This window comes from Luteolibacter sp. (assembly GCF_039920825.1).
Taxonomy (GTDB): domain Bacteria; phylum Verrucomicrobiota; class Verrucomicrobiia; order Verrucomicrobiales; family Akkermansiaceae; genus Luteolibacter.
This window is the reverse complement of the sequence record NZ_JBDSCX010000049.1, coordinates 1-16,798: the sequence shown is the minus strand read 5'-3', so window position 1 is coordinate 16,798 and position 16,798 is coordinate 1. Positions and strand designations below refer to the sequence as shown.

Below are 16,798 nucleotides of genomic sequence, written 5' to 3'. Positions count from 1 at the left end.
AATCCGCATTTTGGGGGATTCCCGGCTTTTCAGTGATCTTGGCCGGGGACCACCTGCAACAAGGGATCGTCGGGAGAAATCGCTGCCAATTTCGCTTTGGCGAGGGTGCATTCGGTTTGCGCACGAGACAGCTCCCGGCCCAACCGGGAGGCCTTCGCCTTCCATGTTTCAAGGCTTCCGGGAACCGACGTCTGGTTGCCATAACCTGCATTTGAGGACGCTTCCGCGCGTTCGGCCTGCAATCGGCTAACCTTCGACTTCCATCCAACAACCAGGGTCCGAAGCCGCTCCAGATTTTCCGTCTCCGCCGTATCGTCCACCTTCCGCACGGCTACCCTCTTTGAAGGCGCGTTGACGGGTATTTCAACTTCTTCAACGGGCCCTTCCGACGGATCAACGTCCGCAACCAGCGGGGTGGGATCCAAATTATCCGATTCTTCCTTCAACCGGGCCCGGCGCTCTTCGTCGGTCCACTGGAACCGATCCTGCCATTCAGCATCGAGATCCGGTGCCTGAATCCTGGCGATACCGTGCTCGTGCCTGATCTCGAGGCCGACGTCCGTCACTTTGGTGATGGTCACCTGACGATACTCGCGACCACCGCGGATGGCAAGGTTGCCGACTTCCTGCCCGACAGCCTTGGCCCACGTCTTACGGCGGTAGTCGGCGCGGTAGTTGGCAAACGCCGCATCCATCGCCGTGATCGCCCCACGCAGATTGTCCTTGGCAGCCAACAAATCCGATTTCCGCTTGGCCGATGCCGCAATGAGTGCCTCGGCCTGCTGCCGGACCGCCGCCAACGGTCCGCGTTTGGTCTGCTCTTCCAGCAGGGTTGCCGAGCGCAGTTCATATCTAGCGGAAAGGTCGGCGACTTCCTCAGCCTGGAGCGCAACGTCCCTTTTGATTTCGCCCGCGCCGGACGAGAATTTGAACCGTTTGTCCATCATCGTCGACAGCCCGACCGCGGTCATCACGATAACCACTATTCCGACCAGGAAATAAAAAATCCCGGGATGATCTTCAGGAGACAGCATAGACAGCCAAAAAGTATTAGAGACGGCCCTTCATCTGGCTGACCTCAGCGCGAAGATTGGAAAGTTTGGTCTGTTTCGACCGGATTTTCCCCGTGATGTTGCTCGATTTGTTAATGTGCATCCGACCGGCTTGCCTGGCGGCATCCGCCTCGGTTTCAGCACGGGTTCTTTCCTGCTCGAGCTCCCTGATATCAGCCTCGATGTTCACCATCTGGCCTTCCTTTTCGAGGATATCCCGCGAGAGCTTCTCCTTCGCTTCCACGGCGTCCTGAGCTTTTTGCGCAGCCATTTGTTGTTCGACCTGATCGCCCGCCACAGCCACGGCGGCATCGTGCTCGATACGGACAGCGGTCTCCTTGGCGATGGCTATATCTTTCTGCGCGGGATCAAACTGATAGTAGTCCTGCATCTCGTCGGAAAGCTCCTCGAACGCGATTCGCTTCTGGCCTTCGTCATGGCGAATCTGGATGCCCACGGCGGAGACTTCACGAATGTTCACGTTCTTGTAAACCACGCCGGTGCGGGTTTCGAGTTTTTCAATAGTCTGCCCTTTGGCCTTGCCGCGGATGAACTCGCGGTACTGGTCCTTGTAAGTTTCCCATGCCGTGTTCATGGCCACGATGTCGGCTTTTCCGGTTTCGAGACCTGCCTTCAAGGTGGCGATTCTCTCAACGACTGACTGGTTTTCACGCTTGATGCCGGCCAGAGCTTTGGTCGCGGCGATGCGCCCGGGTGCCAGAGCCAGCGTGGACTGTCCCTTTTCGATTCCGCCCTGGCAGTTCTCGATTTCCTTCGCTTGCGAGGCGATTTCCGATTCGATCGTCGCCCCGCCACCTTGAAATCCTTCGTCGAAGGCGAACATGAACAGCAGGCCGAAACCCACCAACACAACCAAGGCCATCAACATCCCGATCACTCCCGGCCCGCGGCCGCTCGACATCATATCACTGAAAGACATAGGAAAAAGTGTTGGCGCTTATTTGACCTGATACTTGGCCTGATAGATTTCGTAGTCCTTTTGCAAGGAACGCTTCTTGGCTTCAAGGGCCGCCACGTCGGTTTCCAAAACCGTGACTTCGGCGGATTGCTTTTCGGAAACCTTCCGGGCGTCGTCCAATTCCTTGGAAACATCCGGAGGAAGATTCTTCATTTTCTCGTCGATGAGTGCGAGTTCACCCTTCAGGCGGGTGATCTCGGCTTTTTGTTTTTCACGTTTTTCAACCAGCTTGGGGTCCTCGCTGCAGGAGGCACAGGTGAGGGCCAACAAGAGGGCCAGGGGACAGGAACGCAAAAGTAACTTCATGGAACGGATGGGATGGTGGTGTTGGCGAAGGAGGTTCGATGCTGGATCACAACCGGAGTGTAATACCGGCTTGTGGATCCATAACAAGACCGGGGAAAAGCGGGCCGATAGTAGTTCGGAGTGTAATAAACGTAACGGTAGTAAGTGGGGCGATAGCTGCGATAGCTATGGTAGCCAGAATAATATCTCGAGCTGCCCGATCCGACGGAGCTGGCCGGTTTGGCAAGCGCTCTGGTATTCGCCGCCACCACTTGACGGGCGGCCACACTCGAGCGGTTGGCTTTGGCTATCGCCGCGTTGCGCTGGTTGAGTTTCGCCGTTTCGTCATTTTTTTCACCAAGGGCCACCATCTGGTCGTCGATCCAGCGTTCGTAGGCGGCGGCATTTTGGGATTCCCTTTCAACTGCTGCGAGAGCGGGCTCCGCTTCCAAACCGAAAAACAACTGCTGCTTGGCATCAAGATCCTGATATCTCAACCGGGCCGTGCCGTCGATGTGGTGAATGGCGACCCCGGCATCATCGATCGAAGCCACGGTCACGCCCCGATAAGTTCGGCCCGAAAGAGAAACCAGTTCGGGAAACGATCTGCCGATCGCCCGGTTGCGCTGATTCTGGATGGTCGCCTCGTGGAAATCTTCCAGATTTCCTTGCAGATCCTCAAATTCCCCATTCAGCGCTACCTGCTGTTGCTTCAAGGATTTCAGGGAAGCCGCAGTCGCCTGATTGGCGCGGCGGAGTCTCTCCAACTCCGGCAAATCGCTGGAACCCAATTGCTCGTAGCGGAATTCCTTGAGGGCCAACTGGTGGCTCAGCTCGATGCGTTCCTGCTCGCCCTGCCACCAAGCAATGTTCCCGTCCTTCTTTTCGCAACCTGCCGCCAGCAACGCCACCGCAAGCGCGGCAAATCGAAGCGAGGCGTGTGGAAATTTAGTGAACATGTTGCTGGGTTTGTTAGCTGATTTCCCGTGCCGTGGTCAATGCAATTTATGGGATTTTTTCGTTAGGAATCGGGTGAATCGGCTGGAAATCAGGACAATCGGACTTTTGGCACAGGCCCACGCAAGACCGTGGAACTTTGGAACCTACAAGCCATTGATGCAAAATGCATCACGGTGGCGAAAGTCCGTTGCAAATGCGGATCGGGCACCGAGGGAAGCGGCGTGAAAAGCCCCTTTTTACAGGGTTTCCAAGGTGGCACCCGAACTGCGAAGGAGCAGGAACCGACCGACTGATGAACACCACCGACGAACATTGCCTCAAAATCTGCAACGGTTTGCTGCGCGGCGAGCTCTCCGCCGTGGAAAGCTATGGCCGGGTGATTGAGATGATTGACAGCTCTTCGGCGAAGGAGGGGCTGCAGCGGATTTCCAACGAACACTCGCAATCCGCACGCTGGCTCTCGGCATTGGTCAGGGCCATGAACGGTATCCCGGAAAAGAACTCCGCTGTTTGGGGGCAAGTTCCCGGCGGTCAAATACGCACCGAGGTGGCCGTTCAGATCCTTCGATCGGGAGAGGTAAGCGTTCGCAACGGCTACCAACGCGCATTGCTCGATGATGAGGTGCTGACCGACTGCAAGCTGATGATTCGGGAGGACATCTTGCCCAAGGTGATCCGGCACATCGACTTTCTCGAAAGACTCCACTTGGAAGTTCCCTGACCTCATGGCAGCCCCCATCAAGAAAAGTTTGCCAGCGGATTCGTTGGCGACGATTGCCAACATCCTGCTATCGACATTTATTATCTCGGCACTGTTTTTTGGTCGTGAGATTCTCGTCCCCCTGGCGTTGGCTGCCTTGTTGACATTCATGCTCGCGCCCTTGGTGACGAGACTACAACGGCGGCTCGGGCGGGTCTGCTCCGTTTTGTTAGTAGTGCTGATGATGGTCTTCGCCACCGGAGCGGTGGGCTGGGTTCTGACGCGCCAAGCGGTTGACCTCGCCAATCAGCTCCCCAGCTACAAGGAAAACATCCGGACGAAACTGCGGTCCATCCAGCTCACGCGTGAAGGACCGCTTTCAAGGATTTCCCAGACTCTGGATGAATTGAAAAAAGATCTGCCCGGAGGCAACAATGATTCTTCCCTGCTTAGGACGGACGCCGCCAAACGGGCGGACCAGAAGGCGACTCCGGTGGAAGTAATCAGCGGAAAGGACGAGCGGTTGGAATTTGTTCAGGGGGTGCTGGCTCCACTGCTCGGGCCGCTGGGAACGGCCGCGCTGGTGTTGCTGCTGCTGGTTTTCATGCTTCTACAACGGGAGGATTTGAAGAACCGGATGATCCGCTTGATCGGTCAGGGACGCATCAGCGCGACGACCAGCGCGATGGATGATGCCGGCTCCCGAGTATCGAAATACCTGTTGATGCAACTCGTGGTCAACGTGACCTACGGCATCCCGGTGGCCATCGGGCTGTATTTCATCGGCGTGCCTAACGCATTGCTATGGGGCGCATTGTCGACGGTGCTGCGTTTCATCCCTTACCTGGGACCTTGGATCGCGGCAGCATTTCCGATCCTGCTGTCGCTCGCGGTATCGCCGGACTGGATGGCGCCGGCGCTAACAGTCGGACTCTTCATCGCGCTCGAATTGTTCAGCAACAACGTGATGGAGCCATGGCTTTACGGATCCAGCACCGGCGTTTCCCCCATCGCGTTGATCGTCGCCGCCTTGTTCTGGACCCTGCTGTGGGGTCCTGTGGGACTGGTGCTGGCCACTCCGCTAACAGTTTGCCTCGTCGTCATGGGCAGGCACATTCCCAAACTGGCGTTCCTCAGCATTATCCTGAGCGACGAGGAAGCTCTCACCCCCGCGGAAGAATGCTATCACCGCCTGCAACGGGCGGGAGAACACGACGAAATGGAACTCGTGGATGCCTATCTGAAATCAAATCCACCGGAGGCCTTGTTCGACTCGGTTCTCATTCCCGTGATCTCCCATGCGGAGACCGATCACCGGGCGGGTCTTCTGGACAGCTTACAACTGGATTTCATCAAACAAGGCCTTAACGACATCCTCGATGAACTGGATCTCCGCCTCGAATCACCGCAGCCTGCCGAGAACGATCAACCGCTGCTCGTCTGTTGCGTTCCCGCGAAAGCAGAACGGGATGAATTGGCGGGTGAAATGTTCGTGCGGCTATTGCGGCAAAAGGAAATCCCCGCAAACAACACTGCCCGAATGCTGACTGGCGAACTCGTCAACTGGGTCAAGTCCTCCGCTCCGCAGGTCGTTTGTATCTCAGTGGTCTCCCCTACCACGATCATTCACGCCCGCCACCTGTGCGCGAAACTGCGTGCGGCGTGCCCCGAATTGAAAATCCTCGTCGGCATCTGGGGTGGCGAAACAGGCGCGGCCAACGCGGTCCAAGCGCTCCGGGATTCGGGAGCGGATGAAACCGTCACAACGCTAGCAGAAGCAACGGCGTGGGTGGAATCCCGAATCACGCGCAACAAGCAGTCAGCGACGGAGGAGTTCGCCTCTGCTTGAGGGCATTCTGCCACATCCCTCATTGCAATATTCCGAATTTTCGCCCGCCCTCCACTGCCTTAAATCCTACACAAATAATTGAAAATCAATCAATTAATTCAACCCACAGGCCCGGCACATCGACTGCGATACACTTCACCGCTATGAAAACCAACCCATTCCATACCACATCAGCCTCAAACCATTTCAAAAATCTGCCCGGAAAGGTGGGATGGATCCTGCTATGGCTCATCGGCATCCCGGTGCCCGTGCTTCTCGGTCTGTTCCTGATCCGGGGTTGCACGTGAGCCTCTTCCAAGCGTCTAATCGACCGCCATCTCATTTTATGAAATTCCAAGTCTCCTGCGAGCTCGACTACACGCTCCAAGATCCCGCCACATTCCTGTTCGCCTTGAAATGCATCGAGACGCCCGGGCAACAAATCCTCAATGAGAGGATGGAGGTGGATCCGTTCGTGGACGTCGAGGATTTCACCATCGGCACGGGCATGAACCGTTTCTCGCGGCTGAAGACTCTCAATCCCGGCACGCTCAGGGTTTCCTATCAGGCAGAAGTCCTCACCTCGAACCGCGTGGTGCCCGCGAGTTCGCTGAATGTAGATTCCCCCGGCGATCTCACGCCCGAGGCGATCTCGTATTTGTTTCCCAGCCGCTATTGTCAATCGGACCGTGTCCGCCAACAGGCGCAGGATTTGTTCGGCCATCTCACAAATACCTACGCCATCGCATCCGGCGTCAGTGACTGGATCTTCGAGCACGTCGCCTACGTCAGCGGCAGTTCGGGGGAAACGAGTTCCGCCATCGACACGATGGAGCAGCGGCAGGGAGTTTGCCGGGATTTCGCCCATCTCGCCATTGCGCTGTGCCGCTCGATGAATGTTCCGGCCCGATATGCCACCTGCTACGCCTATCAGCTTAATCCGCCGGATTTCCACGCTTGTTTCGAGGTCTTCATCAACGGCTGGTGGTATATTTTCGATCCCACCCGTCTCGCCCCGCTCAACGGACTCGTCCGTATCGCCACCGGTCGCGATGCGGCGGATGCGGCGGTTTGCACGATCTTCGGAAATCCGGAATTGACGTCCAGCATCGTCAACTGCCACTCCTTGGATCCCAACTTCATCCCGATCACCCGGGACAGCTTGGTCGCTCGACAGGAAGCCATCGCCTTGCTTTGATCCGACAGATTTACCCATGAAGATATTCGAAACCCCGCCCGATTCATGGGAAAAAATCCACCTGATCCACGAGACGAGCTACACCTACTCGCAGCCCGTGCAGTTTCTCCCGCACCGCCTCGTCCTGCGGCCGCGTGAAGGCCACGAAGTGAGACTCATTTCGCTGAATCTAACTACGACTCCGCCTTCGATCATCCGCTGGAGCCGCGACATGTTGGACAACTCCATCGCCCACGCCATTTTCGATCAGCCCGCTGCGGAACTGCAGATCCACAGCGAATTCATCGTGAGTGTTCCGCCCCTGCCCGAAGAAGGACTGCCACCAATTTTCATCCCCCACCCGTCCCAGATCGCGGGCATCGAGCAACTGGTCGCCACGCCCTACCTCCAGTATATCTATCCGCCCGAAGTGTCCCAACTGCGCCAGTGGTTCACCGCGACCGGCCTCGCCCCCTTACCCGGAAAGACGAGCGCGATCTTCGATGACATGGCCATCCTGATCCATCGGACCATCGGCTACAACCGTCGCGAGGAAACCGGCGTCCAGTCCCCTGTCGAAACGCTCCGCCTCGGCACCGGTTCCTGCCGCGACATGGCCGTGCTGATGATCGAAACCAGCCGCTCGCTCGGTTACCCCGCCCGTTTCGTCAGCGGCTATTTGGAAAGCGCGAACTCCAAGGTCGGCCGTGGCTCGACCCACGCCTGGGCGGAAATCTATCTGCCGGAAAGAGGATGGACCGGCTTTGACCCATCTATCGGAAAACGCGTCGGCCCGGGACACATCGCGGTCGGTGTAAGCCATCACCCTCGCGGTGTCATGCCTGTGGCCGGCGGTTTCAGCGGCCTTTCCGGCATCGGGAGTTCGCTGAAGGTGAAGATCACGACGCAGCGATTGCCTCCAACCACACCGGAGGCTCCGGGGCAAATGCCTGCTTGATGGGCTTCAGCGCTCGGGCTTGAGAAGCGGTATCACTTTCCGTCGGGATTTCCGATAGACCACAAAGTCCGAATCCAGTGTCATCACTACGGAACGTTCGTGAATCTCCGACATCCTCACCAAACAGGCATCCGCCAGCGACATCGGAATGTTGCGGTAAGTTCGCATCAGATGTTGGATCGCCTGAATTTCAGCCGCCAGGGAAAACTCCGGCACGACCAGACCACGGCTGATCAGATTGAGGAGACCGTCCGGATTGATTCCGCCCCGCCGCAGGAGAAAGAGGGATTCGGCAATCACCGCCTCGCAGGTTAGAAGTGGCTGTGTCACCTGCATAAATCGGTCTTTGGCCCATGCGTGATCCTGATCGCTTCGGTCCAAATAGGCGACTAACGGCCCGGTATCGACAATGATCCCGTTCATGAACCAAACCCGTCGAGATGCTTCGAATTGGACGCCAAATCACCCAAACCACTCTCGCCCGATCCGCACAGATCCGCACTTCGTTCATAAAGACTTGGCGAAGTTTTCAGAGCGACTTCCTGCAACTTCTCCTCAAGCGCCTCACGAAACAATGCGGATCGACTCGTCTGGCGAGCCCGGGCCACAGCATCCAATCGTGACACCCATTCGTCGGGAATTTTCAGTGAAACGGTCGTCATGCGAAAAAGGTAATACCAAAAACGCAGATCCGCAATACCCGATCACGGCGAGACAGCCAGCCGCTCGGTCGTCGCCTCGCGCTCGAACAAGAAGCCGTTTTCCTTGTAGGTCTTCAGGCGGAAGTGAGTGGCGGTGGAAATCACGCCGTCGAGCGAGCTGAGCTTTTCGGAAACGAAACGCGCCACTTCGCGGAGATCTCCACCTTCGACGACAACCATCAGATCATAACCGCCGCTCGCAAGGTAACAGGAAACCACTTGGTCGAAGCGGGCGATGCGCATCGCCAGCCTGTCGAATCCGCCGCCGCGCTCGGGTGTCACTTTGACCTCGATGAATGCGGAAACCGAGGTGTCGCCAGTGACCTCGGGATTGACCACCGCATGGTAGCCGAGAATCGTGCCGTCCGCTTCCCATCCGGCCACGCGGACGGCGACGGCATCCTTGTCCAAGGAAAGAAGGTCAGCCAGTTCCTGATCGGAAAAACGGGCTTTGCGGCGGAGAAGCTGGAGAAGTGAATCGGAGGACATGGGAAGAGGTTGATGGTTGAGAGTTAATGGTTGATAGCGAAGAGGAGAAGGCGGGAAGAGTTTTCGAGCTTTAGTTCTAACTATCAACCATCAACTCTCAACCATCAACTTCTTCAGTCCCCAAGACAAATGCCAACGGCCTTCGCGGCCTGCACGAGTTCGCTGTCCGGCTCGACAAGGCGGAGCTGGTGGACGGCTTCCTCGATTTCCACCGAGTCCACGTGATAGGCTTGGTAGCTCACCATGCGGCCGAAAGCACCTTCCGACGCGAGTTTCACGGCCATGACGCCGAAACGCATGCCAAGAATCCGGTCGAGCGATGTGGGTGATCCGCCACGCTGCAAGTGACCGAGCACGCAGGCCCGCGCGTCCTTGCCGGTGAGCTGCTGGATTTTCGCCGCCACCCGCTCGCCGATGCCGCCGAGGCGGACTTCTCCGGCGCAGTTGGCGTCGATGGTGACAATGTCGCCGTCCGGCATGTGCGCTCCCTCGGCCACGACGACCAGCGTGCTGTGATAGCCTTGGGCGTCGCGGTCATTGATGAAATCGGAAATTTTATCGAAGGAAAAAGGGATTTCCGGCAGCAGCACGACGTTGGCTCCGCCAGCGATGCCGCCCCAGAGCGCGATCCAGCCAGCGTGGCGGCCCATCACTTCGAGGACCATCACGCGCTTGTGGCTTTCGCCGGTGGTGTGGAGGCGGTCGAGCGCATCGACGACGGTGGAAACGGCGCTGTCGAAGCCGAAGGTGAACGCGGTGGCGCTCAGGTCGTTGTCGATGGTTTTCGGCACACCGATGATCGGCCAGCCTTCCCTATAGAGTTGCAGCCCGGTCGTTAGAGAACCATCACCACCGACGACGATCAGTGCGCTGATTTCGAGCTGCTCCATCGTCCTCTTCGCCTTGGCGACGATTTCCGGCGGGACTTCCGCGATGTCGCCCTTGCCGACCTTCGCGGCGAAATGGCCTTTGTTAGTGGTGCCGAGGATGGTGCCCCCCAGTTTTAAAATGCCGATGGTATCCTTCGGCTTGAGCACGGTGTAATCACCCGGTGGCAGCAGGCCTTCGAAACCATCGCGGAAGCCGATGACCTCCCACCCGAGTTGGTCCGCCGCGCCAACGACGCCGTGGATGACCGCATTAAGACCGGGACAATCCCCGCCGCTGTTCAGGATTCCGATTCTCATGATTTTGTTAGGAGGAAAAAACTATTGGGGCACCGGCATGGTCAGGAACTCGCGCGTGCGATCCTGCACCGGCGCGCCAGACTCCAGCCACGGATCGTAAACTTCCCAGCCCTGACGGATCAAACCGCGGGCGCGGTTGAAACGGTCCGGATTGTTCAAAACGACCACGATCAGGCGGCGCGGCGTGGCGCCTTTGGTTCCATCGGGTTTCATTCTAACGAGAGGTTCGCGGTCCATGCAAATGGAGACACAAGGTCCGGCGGCAGCCGTCGTGCCCGTTTTCACTCCGAGAATCCCCGGCTCGCCGATCAGTTCGTTCGTGTTCTTTACCTTGAAACTTTTCTTCCCCGCCGCGGTGGTGACCCCGACCTGCCGCTCCTTCTGGCGGACGATGAAATTGAAGGCATTCCGTTTCATCGCGTAGGCCGAAAGCCGGACAACATCCGCCGCCGTCGAATACGCCTTGGTCCCCGGACGCTCCAAACCGTGGGGATTGGCAAACCGCGTCGAAGTCATGCCCAGCGCCTTCGCCAGCTTGTTCATTTCATCGACAAAAACCGCGACGGGATCCCCGCTTTTTCCGCGACGGGTCGAAATTTCACGGCCCACGTGATCGGCGATGCACAGCGCCGCGAGATTGTCCGAGCCTAGCAGCGCCGAGTAGAGCGCGTCGCGCATGGTGAGCTGGTCACCGGGCTGGAGGTTCATCGGATTCGGCCCGCCCACCAGCGTGATCGTTTGCGGAACGGTGATCATGACGGTGCCCAAGTCCGAGTCCGTCGCCGTTGCCCAATCCACCGTCACCGCGGCGGTGGCGATCTTCGTTAGACTGGCGATCGGGCGCTTCGCCGAGGCGTTGGATGCCACCAGGATTTTTCCCGAGTAGGACTCCACCACCATCACGCTTTCCGGCTCTTGGGCGGAAGCGAATGCGGGTAGCAGGACGGCGGCGAGCGCCAGTGTTTTGAAAATCGGGAACTTCTTCATGGAGGTCAACGCGCGGAGAGTATCGTGCGGAAACCGCAACTCAACACCAAAGCCATCCCCCGCCCCGCCATCTCACCAGCCCGTCCTTTCGTCCCGTTTCACGAATTTCTCCGCCTCCGGGCAGTTCGGCGAACGCATGCCCGGACCGTCCCACTCCATTTTCACCCCTTCGCCGACGCGCAGGGCGATGCATCCCAGCAGGATGATCTCGGTCAGGTAGCCGGCGATCTCGAAATTCGAATACGCCGGCGTCCCGTTCTTCATCATGTCGAACCATTCCTGATTGTGTCCGGGCGAACGCGGGATCGATTGCGGAATCGCGATGACTGCCTCGTGTTTTGCAGCCTCGGAAAATCCCGGCTCGCCTTCCAGTTGGATCAAAAACTTCGACCCGTAATCATCCGGCGAGAACACCTGGCCTTTTTCACCGATCACCAGACAGCCACTTGCCGGGAAATTACCACCCAGCGCCGCGACGCTGCGCACGATGTCCGGATACGGCCGCAGCGGTTTCTCGGCCGCTCCCGGCGATCCGTCATACCACCAGAATTTCACCGGCGGCAATCCGTCGCGCTCGGGGAACTCGAAACGGATGCGCGAGGTTAGCGGATAGGTTTCCGGATAGATCCGCGACGCCATCTCGCACTCGACCAGCGTCGGGTAGCCCAGCTTCAGAGCGCGGAACGGCATGTTCACCGTGTGGCACGCCATGTCTCCCAGCGCGCCCGTGCCGAAATCCTTCCAGCCGCGCCACTTGAACGGATGATAGGTATCCTGCAAAAACGGCCGCTGCTGCGCCGGTCCCAGCCACAGGTTCCAATCCAGACTTCCCGGCACCGGACTTTCTCCCGCAGGCCGATCCATCCCCTGCGGCCAGATCGGACGGTTAGACCACACGTGGAGTTCCTTGGGATTTCCGATCACCCCGGACTGGATGACTTCCACCGCCCGCCGCAAGCCGTCCCCCGCGCTGCCTTGATTTCCCATTTGCGTGGCGAGTTTCATCTCCCTTGCCACCCGCCGCAGTTCGCGCGCTTCGAAAACCGTCTGCGTCAGCGGCTTCTGGCAATAGACATGCTTTCCCATCTTCATCGCCGTTAGAGCGGCGATGCCGTGCAGGTGATCCGGCGTGGAAATCGTCACCGCGTCGATCGACTTGTCCATTTCCGCCAGCATCTTGCGGAAATCGACATACTTCTTCGCGTCCGGATATTTTCCCGCCTTCTTGTTGAGGGTGTCGGCATCCACATCGCACAGCGCCACGATGGTTCCTCCGCACTTCGCCGAGTCATCCACATCGCTGTCGCCTTTTCCACCCACCCCGATGCAGGCCACGTTGATCCGGCTGTTGAGATTCTGCCCGCGGACAATGGCCGGGAACCCGAGCAAGGCCCCGCCAGCCCCGAGTCCTGTAGTCTGGATGAAACGGCGACGGTTGAATGATGAGGTGGACATGGATGAAGTGGGTTAGAGGAAGTTGCCGTCCCCGGCCGACGAAGGAAGCCGCGGGACCCATCCGTTACGCAGCCAGTTCCCCCACTCTTCTCAAAAATCCGGTTCAAATTGATCATCTCCCGGCAATCCACCCCAAGCGGAGCGGAGAAAAACGCGGATCGACGCGGCAGTCCCCAACCCGCCATCCGTCCGCCGCGCACCGGGATATCTGCTAGCACCCCATGCCCCGACCTCTCGCGTATCCGCTTCATCCGTGAAACCGAACGATTCTTCCAAACCGTTTACCCGCAGCCCTTCCAATGCGGTTTTCCCCAAGCTTGCCTCAGCCAACTGGACTCGATATCGTCCGGGACGGACAGAACACACTGTTCGGCAGATCAAGAAATGAGAACCATGCTCCTTATTGTCTCAGGCATCGTGATACTCATCGGTATTTGGGCCGGCCCTCTACATGTTGTGATTCAAGTCCCTCCGGACAGCTCTCTTTTCCAAGCGCGAGGTGAATTCGAAGATCTGCCCCTTCAGGAAGCCGATGCTATTCGGCTTCGGGCGATGATAGATGAGGGAATCAGACGCAACCGCAACGAGATAAAGAGACTTTCAAGCGTTCTGGATTCCATTTATATTTCTTTGTTTTCGCTTGGTTGCGCTGGTTTGGTCTTCGGAATTTACGGTGCTCGAAGCAAGGCCACCCAAGCCGAACAAGGCGTCGCTCGGAATCGCTTGTTAGCGTCCAATTTTGATCCAACGTCTCCCGTTCGCGGTTCGGAGGACAAAAACGTTCGGTTGGAATGATGCCACGAGATGGTGAAACTCCTGTATCCCACTTTTTTGGTCAATAGAATGCACTCCAACGATGAATGCTGACTCCCTCTGGCAAAGCCGCATATTGAAAAGTTTTGTGATCGGCATCACGTTATATTGTTTTCTGGCAGCGCTTGGCTCTGTGATCTTTGTTTCGAAGTGGGCTTTCGTATTTGATAAGCCCCCGGTTTTAGTGCTGCCCCGGCTAACACTGTCCACGTATGGATGGTTTCCCGGCGGGTTGTTTTTGGTTTTCGCGATCGTCTTGGTAAGATTGATTATGGTCCGCAAACCGAGGGCGGCCTTTCTCTCGTCTATCGCAGCCCTGCTGCTTGGTGTTGCCGTCGACTGGATGACGATTCGTCCTTTGATCAAGATGATTCACAACCGAAAAACCGAACTAGCCGCGCCATCCGACGGCGATGAGTCCACAAATTGAATTCGTGCTTTCATCCCGCCGCGGATGCGCTCAAACATTGGCTCAAGAAATTTGACTATGAATTCAAAAATGATTTCAATTTTCAGCATCACTTTCACCATTATCGCGACGTCTTTTGCGATCATGAGGATAAATGGTTCTCGCGATGCTGATCTTCCAGCATTTGGGGTGCTGATCATGGCAATGATAATGGTCCAAATGCTCAACTCCCGGGTAATGGCTCTGGAGACGACTTTGAAAGAGTTGAAAGAAGGGATTGGATCCGCAAAGAGCAATTCAGACAACGCGAAGAGCTAACAAGCTGAGTCATCCGACGACCACCGGTCCCTTGTTCCCGACGATCTTTCGCAATTTCAACCTCAACCCCGTGTCCGGTGTGGGCTCCCGCGAGTGGAGTCGGATATGCTCCAGACGTTCCTCCTCTCAACTTCCCCTCACCCTCCTTTTATCCTGCAATCCGTGATGAGATGCCCTAAGTTTCTATGATGAATCTGAAGAGCGCGTTGAGGATCAGCTTCGTCGTATTTGCGGCGGGGGTCATCGCGTGGGTGGCGAGTTCTACGGATGAAATTATCCAGATCAACTCCATGACCGGAGCCTCGCGGACGAAAACATGCCGCGCCTTTCTGTTTGATACTCCTTGGATCGTGAACGAAAACTGGGTGGCCGAGTCTGCGAGGCGGCAAGGAATCCGGACCGGAGGAAGTTGGCGAAATCTCACCGTCATCTCGACTCGAGGCCCGTTTGGTTCGCGTGGCTGCTCACGCGCTCCGGCGTCCTACATCTTGGGCGGGGCGGGTCCGGATGCTTTTGAGCTGGAATCCCCTGCTCAGATGGATCAATTCGTCCGCGATTTCACGGCGGCGGACGAACCGGGGAGGAAGAAAATCCTTCGCCTTCGATCCGGCGGGAGCGAGGAAACGGGCGGCGCGGAGTAAAAGGCGGATTGGCGGGGCAGGCTGTCCATTTCCGGCCGATCCAGCCGGGTAAATCGGCATGGGTCCGCAAACCGTTTAAAATCAACGTCATTCAGAAACCCGTTCACCTGTAGCCTTCCACTGGCACCCATGCACCCTCCACTGGCACTCATGAACCTTCCACGGACACCCACGCACCTTCCACGGACACCCATGCACCTTCCACGGGCACCCATGAACCTTCCACGGGCACCCATGAACCAATGAGCTGTCCACGGAGTCCCGAGAATCTCCCACGAGGATCACCCTCACCGGCAAGCGCCAGAGCCGGGAAACCGCCGCCGGCACCTGGCGCTCCTCAAGCAGCGGACTGCGCGCCGCCGCCCGCACCCTGGACCGCCTCAACAAGGACTGGTATCAGGCATGGTCGAGCGAATTCCCGCCCGGCACCCCGGAAGGCGACGCCCTGGCCGGAGTGGACACCGAGTCCGGCACCGCCCCGCCGCAGGTCCTCGAAATCGCCGGGGTGACCCAGGAAGGACTCTCCCTCCGCGTCACCTACGTCCCGGATACCGGCAAGCACGCCACCGTCCTCGAGCTCGACTATCTGGTGGAAGGCGTGCAGGCGGATTTCCTGAGCGTCCCCGTCACCGTGGCCACCGGCAACCTCATCGGCCCCTTCACCCAAGGCCAGATCGTCCGCCTCCGCACCGACGTCGGAAACAGCCGCGACCACAGCGAGCTCGGCCCCGAGCAAGCAATCACCATCGGCCCCGCCGTTTGAACGGATGAACCCTCTTCCGGTCACGGGGCTCCACCAAGCCCCGTGACCGGAAGGAACCGGGGGGATATCTGATAGCTCGTCATCTTCCGACCTCCCGTGTATCCGAACCATCCATGAAACCGAACGGTTCCTGCAAACCGTTTACCCGCCGAGCCTCCAAAGCAGTTTTTCCCACGCTTGCCTCGGCTAACCCGACTCGATATCGTCCGGGACAGACAGAACACACTGTTATCGCAAGAAAATGAAGATCTACTCAGGCATTGCGCTGTTTCTCATGATTGTGATTTGCGGCTGTGAGAAGCCGATTCCTGCGTTCTTGAAAGCAAGCTACACTCAGGAGGATTACGACAAGGCGCTGACCAGTGGGATCAGTGGAATTGAAGTGGTTCGCGAGTTTGAATTGCTCTATCCAGACGCGGAACACTTTATCACTCACTACGCGAAGGAACTGGGAGGCTCAACTTGGAATTCCAAAGTCGGCCTTCAAGGGCGTTATGTGTTGACCGTTCAGCTCCCAATTGATTTCGACGAGTCCCGTCACATCCCATCCCGGTCGGGAGAGCCAAAGTTCCACTTCACAGAAGTGGAGAGCATTGAGACGCTTCCTGACGGGCGACTCCTGACCAAATACAAGGGCAATAACCTCCATATCGGAGCAAAGGAATGGGACGTTCTTACTGAAAACCAAGGTCGACTTGAGTCCATTGGTGTGGACGTGAAGAATGGTGGTCCCGTTCCTGGGTTTGAAACGGAATGGAAAAACTTGTAGAAAAAGAGCGATAACAAGTCGTGACGCGCCAACCGGCCATAAGCTTTTCAATTTCATCTAAACATCCCTTCAACCGCGCCGGTGGGCGCACATCAAACGTTCGTCAGAAAATGAATCATCGACTTCTTAGAGGCTGTCTTAAAATTATCTATCAGCCGATTCTGGCGAGCATTCTCTTGCTCATGGACAGGTAGATCATCGATTCCGAATGGCTTGTTTTCACCTCGTAGTCTCGCACCAGCCTGCGTGACTGGATGAGCCAGCCGAAGGTCCGCTCAACGATCCAGCGCTTCGGCACCACCTTGAAGCCCTTGATGTCATCGCAAC

At 57.5% G+C, this 16,798-nt stretch carries 22 protein-coding genes; 11 read left to right on the top strand and 11 right to left on the bottom strand.

What is annotated here, in order from left to right:
• Positions 1–29: 29 nt before the first annotated feature.
• From ABIQ96_RS15830 to ABIQ96_RS15815, 4 genes are all read right to left on the bottom strand, one after another.
• Positions 30–974, bottom strand: a complete 945-nt coding sequence (locus ABIQ96_RS15830; protein WP_348215588.1) for a hypothetical protein — start codon at positions 972–974, stop codon at positions 30–32.
• 76 nt (positions 975–1,050) lie between these two features.
• The gene (locus tag ABIQ96_RS15825) at positions 1,051–1,992 is read right to left on the bottom strand and encodes a hypothetical protein (protein ID WP_348215587.1); all 942 of its coding nucleotides are present in this window, start codon (positions 1,990–1,992) and stop codon (positions 1,051–1,053) included.
• Positions 1,993–2,010: 18 nt separating this feature from the next.
• A complete protein-coding gene (locus ABIQ96_RS15820; RefSeq protein ID WP_348215586.1) occupies positions 2,011–2,337 on the bottom strand; it encodes a hypothetical protein in 327 nt (108 codons plus the stop codon).
• On the bottom strand, positions 2,334–3,275 hold the full coding sequence (locus tag ABIQ96_RS15815; protein WP_348215585.1) for a hypothetical protein: 942 nt from the start codon (positions 3,273–3,275) through the stop codon (positions 2,334–2,336). Before ABIQ96_RS15815 ends, ABIQ96_RS15820 begins: the two co-directional genes overlap by 4 nt.
• Positions 3,276–3,568: 293 nt before the next feature.
• On the opposite strand from ABIQ96_RS15815, the gene ABIQ96_RS15810 reads away from it, so the two are divergent.
• The 5 genes from ABIQ96_RS15810 to ABIQ96_RS15790 all read left to right on the top strand — a co-directional run bounded on the left by ABIQ96_RS15810 (position 3,569) and on the right by ABIQ96_RS15790 (position 7,939).
• A complete protein-coding gene (locus tag ABIQ96_RS15810; protein ID WP_348215584.1) occupies positions 3,569–3,997 on the top strand; it encodes a DUF2383 domain-containing protein in 429 nt (142 codons plus the stop codon).
• Positions 3,998–4,001: 4 nt separating this feature from the next.
• On the top strand, positions 4,002–5,825 hold the full coding sequence (locus tag ABIQ96_RS15805) for an AI-2E family transporter (protein ID WP_348215583.1): 1,824 nt from the start codon (positions 4,002–4,004) through the stop codon (positions 5,823–5,825).
• A gap of 143 nt (positions 5,826–5,968) precedes the next feature.
• Positions 5,969–6,112: a hypothetical protein gene (locus tag ABIQ96_RS15800; protein ID WP_348215582.1), complete on the top strand. Its 144-nt coding sequence runs from the start codon at positions 5,969–5,971 to the stop codon at positions 6,110–6,112.
• A 38-nt stretch (positions 6,113–6,150) separates the two neighbouring features.
• Positions 6,151–7,002, top strand: coding sequence for a transglutaminase family protein (locus ABIQ96_RS15795; RefSeq protein WP_348215581.1), 852 nt, complete (start codon positions 6,151–6,153; stop codon positions 7,000–7,002).
• A gap of 16 nt (positions 7,003–7,018) precedes the next feature.
• The gene (locus tag ABIQ96_RS15790; protein WP_348215580.1) at positions 7,019–7,939 is read left to right on the top strand and encodes a transglutaminase family protein; all 921 of its coding nucleotides are present in this window, start codon (positions 7,019–7,021) and stop codon (positions 7,937–7,939) included.
• Between the two features lie 6 nt (positions 7,940–7,945).
• Here ABIQ96_RS15790 and ABIQ96_RS15785 read toward each other — a convergent pair whose 3' ends face one another.
• The 6 genes from ABIQ96_RS15785 to ABIQ96_RS15760 all read right to left on the bottom strand — a co-directional run bounded on the left by ABIQ96_RS15785 (position 7,946) and on the right by ABIQ96_RS15760 (position 12,758).
• On the bottom strand, positions 7,946–8,362 hold the full coding sequence (locus tag ABIQ96_RS15785; protein WP_348215579.1) for a PIN domain-containing protein: 417 nt from the start codon (positions 8,360–8,362) through the stop codon (positions 7,946–7,948).
• Complete coding sequence (locus ABIQ96_RS15780) at positions 8,359–8,601, bottom strand: ribbon-helix-helix domain-containing protein (RefSeq protein WP_348215578.1); 243 nt, start codon at positions 8,599–8,601, stop codon at positions 8,359–8,361. The genes ABIQ96_RS15785 and ABIQ96_RS15780 overlap by 4 nt, the downstream gene beginning before the upstream one ends.
• Positions 8,602–8,643: 42 nt before the next feature.
• Positions 8,644–9,129: an Lrp/AsnC family transcriptional regulator gene (locus tag ABIQ96_RS15775; RefSeq protein WP_348215577.1), complete on the bottom strand. Its 486-nt coding sequence runs from the start codon at positions 9,127–9,129 to the stop codon at positions 8,644–8,646.
• Positions 9,130–9,242: 113 nt separating this feature from the next.
• Entirely contained in the window at positions 9,243–10,316 is a 1,074-nt protein-coding gene (locus ABIQ96_RS15770) for an ATP-dependent 6-phosphofructokinase (protein ID WP_348215576.1), read from the bottom strand.
• 21 nt (positions 10,317–10,337) lie between these two features.
• Positions 10,338–11,303 (bottom strand): serine hydrolase, encoded by a 966-nt coding sequence (locus ABIQ96_RS15765; RefSeq protein WP_348215575.1) that lies wholly within the window; start codon positions 11,301–11,303, stop codon positions 10,338–10,340.
• A gap of 72 nt (positions 11,304–11,375) precedes the next feature.
• The gene (locus ABIQ96_RS15760) at positions 11,376–12,758 is read right to left on the bottom strand and encodes a Gfo/Idh/MocA family oxidoreductase (protein ID WP_348215574.1); all 1,383 of its coding nucleotides are present in this window, start codon (positions 12,756–12,758) and stop codon (positions 11,376–11,378) included.
• 393 nt (positions 12,759–13,151) lie between these two features.
• On the opposite strand from ABIQ96_RS15760, the gene ABIQ96_RS15755 reads away from it, so the two are divergent.
• From ABIQ96_RS15755 to ABIQ96_RS15730, 6 genes are all read left to right on the top strand, one after another.
• Positions 13,152–13,553: a hypothetical protein gene (locus ABIQ96_RS15755; RefSeq protein WP_348215573.1), complete on the top strand. Its 402-nt coding sequence runs from the start codon at positions 13,152–13,154 to the stop codon at positions 13,551–13,553.
• A 61-nt stretch (positions 13,554–13,614) separates the two neighbouring features.
• A complete protein-coding gene (locus ABIQ96_RS15750) occupies positions 13,615–14,001 on the top strand; it encodes a hypothetical protein (RefSeq protein WP_348215572.1) in 387 nt (128 codons plus the stop codon).
• Between the two features lie 69 nt (positions 14,002–14,070).
• Positions 14,071–14,298, top strand: a complete 228-nt coding sequence (locus ABIQ96_RS15745; RefSeq protein ID WP_348215571.1) for a hypothetical protein — start codon at positions 14,071–14,073, stop codon at positions 14,296–14,298.
• A gap of 185 nt (positions 14,299–14,483) precedes the next feature.
• Positions 14,484–14,939 carry a hypothetical protein gene (locus ABIQ96_RS15740; RefSeq protein ID WP_348215570.1) on the top strand — a complete coding sequence of 152 codons (456 nt, stop codon included), beginning with the start codon at positions 14,484–14,486 and terminating at the stop codon, positions 14,937–14,939.
• Positions 14,940–15,393: 454 nt separating this feature from the next.
• Complete coding sequence (locus ABIQ96_RS15735; RefSeq protein ID WP_348215569.1) at positions 15,394–15,702, top strand: hypothetical protein; 309 nt, start codon at positions 15,394–15,396, stop codon at positions 15,700–15,702.
• A gap of 241 nt (positions 15,703–15,943) precedes the next feature.
• Positions 15,944–16,471: a hypothetical protein gene (locus tag ABIQ96_RS15730; protein WP_348215568.1), complete on the top strand. Its 528-nt coding sequence runs from the start codon at positions 15,944–15,946 to the stop codon at positions 16,469–16,471.
• Positions 16,472–16,622: 151 nt separating this feature from the next.
• On the opposite strand, the gene ABIQ96_RS15725 is transcribed toward ABIQ96_RS15730, so the two are convergent.
• On the bottom strand, positions 16,623–16,798 hold a 176-nt coding region (locus ABIQ96_RS15725; protein ID WP_348215628.1), incomplete at its 5' end, for a transposase.

Excerpts from the sequence above, each read along its gene's own strand:
- ABIQ96_RS15790 (WP_348215580.1), top strand. The coding sequence starts at position 7,019 with ATGAAGATATTCGAAACCCCGCCCGATTCATGGGAAAAAATCCACCTG.
- ABIQ96_RS15745 (WP_348215571.1), top strand. The coding sequence starts at position 14,071 with ATGATTTCAATTTTCAGCATCACTTTCACCATTATCGCGACGTCTTTT.
- ABIQ96_RS15755 (WP_348215573.1), top strand. The coding sequence starts at position 13,152 with ATGCTCCTTATTGTCTCAGGCATCGTGATACTCATCGGTATTTGGGCC.
- ABIQ96_RS15765 (WP_348215575.1), bottom strand. The coding sequence starts at position 11,303 with ATGAAGAAGTTCCCGATTTTCAAAACACTGGCGCTCGCCGCCGTCCTG.
- ABIQ96_RS15730 (WP_348215568.1), top strand. The coding sequence starts at position 15,944 with ATGAAGATCTACTCAGGCATTGCGCTGTTTCTCATGATTGTGATTTGC.
- ABIQ96_RS15800 (WP_348215582.1), top strand. The coding sequence starts at position 5,969 with ATGAAAACCAACCCATTCCATACCACATCAGCCTCAAACCATTTCAAA.
- ABIQ96_RS15805 (WP_348215583.1), top strand. The coding sequence starts at position 4,002 with ATGGCAGCCCCCATCAAGAAAAGTTTGCCAGCGGATTCGTTGGCGACG.
- ABIQ96_RS15820 (WP_348215586.1), bottom strand. The coding sequence starts at position 2,337 with ATGAAGTTACTTTTGCGTTCCTGTCCCCTGGCCCTCTTGTTGGCCCTC.
- ABIQ96_RS15750 (WP_348215572.1), top strand. The coding sequence starts at position 13,615 with ATGAATGCTGACTCCCTCTGGCAAAGCCGCATATTGAAAAGTTTTGTG.
- ABIQ96_RS15740 (WP_348215570.1), top strand. The coding sequence starts at position 14,484 with ATGATGAATCTGAAGAGCGCGTTGAGGATCAGCTTCGTCGTATTTGCG.
- ABIQ96_RS15775 (WP_348215577.1), bottom strand. The coding sequence starts at position 9,129 with ATGTCCTCCGATTCACTTCTCCAGCTTCTCCGCCGCAAAGCCCGTTTT.
- ABIQ96_RS15810 (WP_348215584.1), top strand. The coding sequence starts at position 3,569 with ATGAACACCACCGACGAACATTGCCTCAAAATCTGCAACGGTTTGCTG.
- ABIQ96_RS15825 (WP_348215587.1), bottom strand. The coding sequence starts at position 1,992 with ATGTCTTTCAGTGATATGATGTCGAGCGGCCGCGGGCCGGGAGTGATC.
- ABIQ96_RS15785 (WP_348215579.1), bottom strand. The coding sequence starts at position 8,362 with ATGAACGGGATCATTGTCGATACCGGGCCGTTAGTCGCCTATTTGGAC.
- ABIQ96_RS15780 (WP_348215578.1), bottom strand. The coding sequence starts at position 8,601 with ATGACGACCGTTTCACTGAAAATTCCCGACGAATGGGTGTCACGATTG.
- ABIQ96_RS15815 (WP_348215585.1), bottom strand. The coding sequence starts at position 3,275 with ATGTTCACTAAATTTCCACACGCCTCGCTTCGATTTGCCGCGCTTGCG.
- ABIQ96_RS15795 (WP_348215581.1), top strand. The coding sequence starts at position 6,151 with ATGAAATTCCAAGTCTCCTGCGAGCTCGACTACACGCTCCAAGATCCC.
- ABIQ96_RS15760 (WP_348215574.1), bottom strand. The coding sequence starts at position 12,758 with ATGTCCACCTCATCATTCAACCGTCGCCGTTTCATCCAGACTACAGGA.
- ABIQ96_RS15770 (WP_348215576.1), bottom strand. The coding sequence starts at position 10,316 with ATGAGAATCGGAATCCTGAACAGCGGCGGGGATTGTCCCGGTCTTAAT.